6 protein-coding genes are annotated in these 4,607 nt (G+C 67.5%); 2 read left to right on the forward strand and 4 right to left on the reverse strand.

Translation table 11 applies throughout. The features are described 5' to 3' along the window. Positions 1-151 precede the first annotated feature (151 nt). The gene (locus tag QMK34_RS46920) at positions 152-325 is read left to right on the forward strand and encodes a CsbD family protein (RefSeq protein ID WP_326421507.1); all 174 of its coding nucleotides are present in this window, start codon (positions 152-154) and stop codon (positions 323-325) included. Between the two features lie 856 nt (positions 326-1,181). Here the strand turns inward: QMK34_RS46920 and QMK34_RS48200 are convergent. Both QMK34_RS48200 and QMK34_RS46930 read right to left on the reverse strand, forming a co-directional pair. After that, positions 1,182-1,319: a DUF4383 domain-containing protein gene (locus QMK34_RS48200; protein WP_442785374.1), complete on the reverse strand. Its 138-nt coding sequence runs from the start codon at positions 1,317-1,319 to the stop codon at positions 1,182-1,184. Between the two features lie 369 nt (positions 1,320-1,688). Further along, positions 1,689-2,156 (reverse strand): SRPBCC family protein, encoded by a 468-nt coding sequence (locus QMK34_RS46930; RefSeq protein WP_326421509.1) that lies wholly within the window; start codon positions 2,154-2,156, stop codon positions 1,689-1,691. Between the two features lie 459 nt (positions 2,157-2,615). On the opposite strand from QMK34_RS46930, the gene QMK34_RS46935 reads away from it, so the two are divergent. After that, on the forward strand, positions 2,616-3,647 hold the full coding sequence (locus QMK34_RS46935) for an iron-containing redox enzyme family protein (RefSeq protein WP_326421510.1): 1,032 nt from the start codon (positions 2,616-2,618) through the stop codon (positions 3,645-3,647). Positions 3,648-3,765: 118 nt separating this feature from the next. Here the strand turns inward: QMK34_RS46935 and QMK34_RS46940 are convergent, their stop codons facing one another. Together QMK34_RS46940 and QMK34_RS46945 are read right to left on the reverse strand one after the other, a co-directional pair. After that, complete coding sequence (locus tag QMK34_RS46940; protein ID WP_326421511.1) at positions 3,766-3,993, reverse strand: DUF6292 family protein; 228 nt, start codon at positions 3,991-3,993, stop codon at positions 3,766-3,768. A 317-nt stretch (positions 3,994-4,310) separates the two neighbouring features. Continuing rightward, on the reverse strand, positions 4,311-4,607 hold a 297-nt coding region (locus QMK34_RS46945; protein ID WP_326421512.1), incomplete at its 5' end, for a hypothetical protein.

Genomic DNA, 4,607 nt, shown 5'->3' on the forward strand with positions numbered 1-4,607 from the left:
CGCGGTCGTGGGGTTCGTCAAGCGCGAGGCACTCGGCCGCGGCCGTCGCTGATCCACTGATCGGCGTTGCTGCTGCCCGTGACAGGGTTGGGAACGCCACCCGCGGGGCACCCTCCGTGTAGATATGTCCCGTGAGAGGAAGAGGTCGTTGATGAGTGGTGTGGACAAGGCCAAGGACAAGGCCGAAGAGCTCAAGGGTAAGGCCAAGGAAGCGACCGGCAAGGTGACCGGCAATGAGCGGTTGCAGGCCGAAGGACAAGCCGACCAGGCCAAAGGCAACGTCAAGCAGGCCGGCGAGAAGGTCAAAGACGTTCTCACTGACTGAGTGTGCCGATTCCGGTGACCGGGTTGTGTGAAGGGGGGTGGCTTTCGAGAGCCACCCCCCTCCGTCCCAGATACGGGGGATCCTTTCCTGGTCTGCTACTCCCGAAGGACGACGGAGACGATCAACTGAGGTTGACCGCACCACTGGGGGACGCCGGTACTCGGTCAGGCGCTGGCCGATACCGCGACCATCGGAATACTGCAGGAACGCGCCCGTCCAGCAGGCGGACACTCTCTCCGAACAGCTGCAGACCGCCCCGAACAGCCGGGTTGACATCGAACAGGTAAGAGGCGTGCTTGCCGGTATCAGCACGGACGACGCGTCCAGGTAATACGCGGCTACGCCCGCAACCACAACCTGCGACTGAGCAACGTCACCCGAGCGACAACTCGGCCCGTTGCCGGTGCTGACAGGAGCGGCCACCACCCCTCAAACCCTGCGATCCCATGACGCTGACGTGGCCTGACGCCTGTGCACGCTCGGCACCCGCCGTGGCCTACCCGGCTGCGGTGGACTGGCCGTGTAGGCGTTTGATCGTGGAATACATGGTTGACTGCAGCGCGGTGATCTTCGCGGTGTTGTCGCCGCTCACCCCGCCGCCGACCTGTGCGGCCTACGACGATCACGTCCCAGCCACGCCGCGCCAGCAGTAGCGCGGTGGTCAGGCCAGCGATCTTGGACGCCGACGACGGCGACCTGCGCGCGGTGCTGCCCGGTGAGCGGCTCGTATCGGGTGATGGGGTGGTCGATGCGCAGTCACTGGGGTCGCTCGGCGGTGGTGGTGGCCATCAGCGCGTGTCCACCGTCCGCGGGCCCGCGGCGCGAGGGCGGCCCAGCAGTAGGCCAGCGGCAATCATCACGGCGTCGAAGCCCGGTGCTGCCAGTTGTCGGCCGTGTTGACCGGCACGAAGTTGCGGGCACTGCCATGGTCGATCACCAGCCCGTAGATCCACAGCAGCAGGTACATCGCCCCGCAGCCAAGCAGCGTGGTCATGGAGTCGTGGCCAGCGAAGCTCAGCTGGTCGTAGTTCGCGGTGAAACCAGGGATGAAAGCCCGCAATCCCGACAAGCAGGAACATCAAGCCGACGATGCCCGTGACGGGGTGAATGGGAGCTCGGCGCGCACCGCCTGGGGTGACCGTGCTGCCGTGGGTCGGTGGCCTGGCTGAGAGTTGATCGATATGACCATGGCGATGTCCTGTCTGGCGTCAGGGGTGCTGGTCAGTCGGGAGCGGGCTGCCGGGCCGGGCGGGTGCTGGCAACAGGCGTGGGGCCGGCCCCGGCCGAAGGAGGTCACCGAGGCCCGGCAGGGGTGGTGACGGGCCGGGCCGCGAAGCAAGGCCCGTCACCAGTCTGAGGGTGGTCAGTGTTGTCCGGGGTGGTCGACGTCGCCGCGCCACGCGCCGGTCTCCTGACCGTGCCGGTCTTCGATGAACGTCTTGAAGCGTTCCATGTCGCCCTTGACCTTGCGGTCGAGGATGCCGAGCTTGTCCGCGACGTTCTCTGCGAAGCCTTCGGGGTCGATGTCCATCTGCGCGGTCACCCGCGTGGTGTCGGCGTCGATGTAATGGAACGTGATCACTCCGGCGTGGTTCGGGCCGGAGTCGGACTTCCACGCGACCCGTTCGTCGGGGTTCTGTTCGGTGATCGTCGCGTCGAACTCCCGGGTCACCCCAGCAACGGACATCGTCCAGTGGGTGTGAGTGTCGTCGATTTGGCGGATTTCGTCGACGCCGTCCATGAACCGCGGGAACGACTCGAACTGGGTCCACTGGTTGTACGCAATGGACACGTTGACCTTCACGTCAACGGATTCGGTGATGCTGCTCATCGAACGTTCACTCCTTCATGGGGTGGTGCGGTACCAACGCTGGAGGCGATCAGGTGTGGTTGCCGCGCAACGACGCCGCGCAGGCCGCACCCCAGCCCACAGCCGCAGCGACGGCCTTGACCCGCCCTGGCCGGTCCTCATCTCCAGCGGGCCAGTCAGCACCGCCGGGCGGACGGTACTGCAGCGCCGTAGGCAGCGGTCAGCGCGCCGAGTACTCGACCGAGGGCGAGCATCGGCAAGCTCCTTTGCCAGCGTGGACGTGGTGTTCCCGGCCGTGGTGACCGGTCGAGTTTTCGTATACCCACTCAGAATCGATCCAAACAACGACGAATCGATGCACCGAATAGTTGGCACAGCGTGTGACCTGGGACGACATCGGGATGAAACACGCGGTGGCGGGGTATGACCGTGAGCGTCGCGACGTGGTCGCGGAGATCAACCGAGAAAGGACTGCCCGCGATGTACCTGCCCCAGCCTCGTGGCCCGATCAGCACCGCACTGGCCATCGCCTTGACCCGGTCGCCGCACGCGCTGCCTGCGACCGTGCTCGACCACGCCCGTAGCGCCGTTGACGGGGCGCCGCGCGCGGGCCTGTCCGACGAGGACCTCCAGCTGAGCCTGTGGATCTGCTACGAACTGAGCTACCGCGGTTTCGACGACGTCGACGACGCCTGGGAGAGCGACCTGTCGCTGCTGGGCGTGCGCGCAACGCTGGAAACTCGCCTGGTGGCAGCGCTGCAGGACGCCACCGCCACCCACGACACGCGCAAGGTGGGTCCAGCGGATATCCCGGCCGCGCTCACGGCGCTCATCGACGCTGACGAGGGGCCTCCGTTGGCGCTCTATCTGCAGCGTCAGGCGACCACCGAGCAGTTCGCGGAGTTCGTGGCGCACCGGTCGATCTATCACTTGAAAGAGGCCGACCCGCACAGCTGGGCCATCCCGCGTATCGGCGGGCGGGCGAAAGCAGCACTGGTGGAGATCCAGGCCGACGAGTACGGCGGCGGCCGGGTCGAGCGGATGCACTCCGAACTGTTCCGCACCACGATGCGCGGCCTCGGCCTCGACGACACCTACGGCGCCTATCTCGACCAGGTTCCGGCGGTGACCCTGGGGGTGAGCAACACGATGTCGCTGTTCGGACTGCACCGCCGGTGGACCCCCGCGCTGCTGGGACACCTGGCGGTGTTCGAAATGACCTCGTCACTGCCCAACCGCCGCTACGGCAACGGCCTGCGCCGTCTCGGCTACGACGCGACCACCACCCACTTCTACGACGAGCACGTCGAAGCTGACGCGGTGCACGAGCAGATCGCCGCACACGACCTGTGCGGCTCCTACGCCATCGACCACCCCCACACCGCCGAGGACATCCTGTTCGGCGCCGCGTGCGCACTGGCCGTGGACAACGCGATGGCACTGCATCTGCTGCACCGCTGGGACACGGGGGACAGTGCCCTGCTCGCGCGGCCGGATGCCGCTGCGGCCTGACGAGGTGCGCACCCCCGTCCGCCCGTCCCGAGCCGACGAGAGGTCAGTCGTCCGCGGGGACCTGTCCGGACTCGGCGGCCCGCGCGGCGATGGCCAGGGCGGGGCTTACCGGCGCGCTCTACGCGGGTGGGGTGATGGTGTCGCCGGCGAGGTAGCGCAGGACGATCAGGTCTTCGCCGCAGTGGGTTTCGATGGCCGCGGCCCAGCCGTGTCGTTCGTCCCAGAGTAGGGCGAGGTCCCGGTCGGGGTAGTCGGGGTGGCGGTGCTCGAGCGCGTCATACGCCGACACCGGGGTGCCGTGGTCGATGGTGCAGGATTCGAGGCCGATGTCCAGCTGCTCGGTCACCGCGCCCAGGTATGAGCGCGGATCGCGATGTGCGCGGGACTGCTCGGGAGTGCGGTGGTCGTCAGCATGAGGGACGACGTTCCTTTCTGGGCCGGGGAAATACGGAACGGGCACTGGGTGGTGGGAAGCCGGGCACGGCTCCCCACCACCCGAGTGGACCTGTGTATTGCGTTCGCCGCCCGGGGTTTACCGTGCGGGCCGCAACGCGGCGGGCGAGTTCGCCGGGTGGTCATTGCTGCGGACAGGCAGCACTTCCTTCTCCCGTGGTCGTCGCGGGCCCAGCGGGTGGGATTGAGGTGGGGAGCGCTCCCGTGCACTTACCTGCCGGGCCACGAGAAGCACACCCCGCCACACCCGGCGGCGGGCTGGTGCCGCGGTGTCGTGGGGGTCATGGATTCCGGGTCGCGGGCGTGGGTCGTGTGGTGGCCGGGTGGCCCAGGCGAAGTCACCAACGCTTCGAACTCCGCCTGGATCGTCTCCTCGTCCAGCACGAGCAGCAGTTCCACCGCGACCGGTACCTCGGTGGTGGTCATGGCGCTCACCTCGGTCGTGAGGCGGGAGGTCAGGCCCGGATTTCCGTGCGGTCTTCGCCGGTGGCGGAGACCGTGATGCGG

Source organism: Amycolatopsis sp. H20-H5 (assembly GCF_035828755.1).
GTDB lineage: Bacteria > Actinomycetota > Actinomycetes > Mycobacteriales > Pseudonocardiaceae > Amycolatopsis.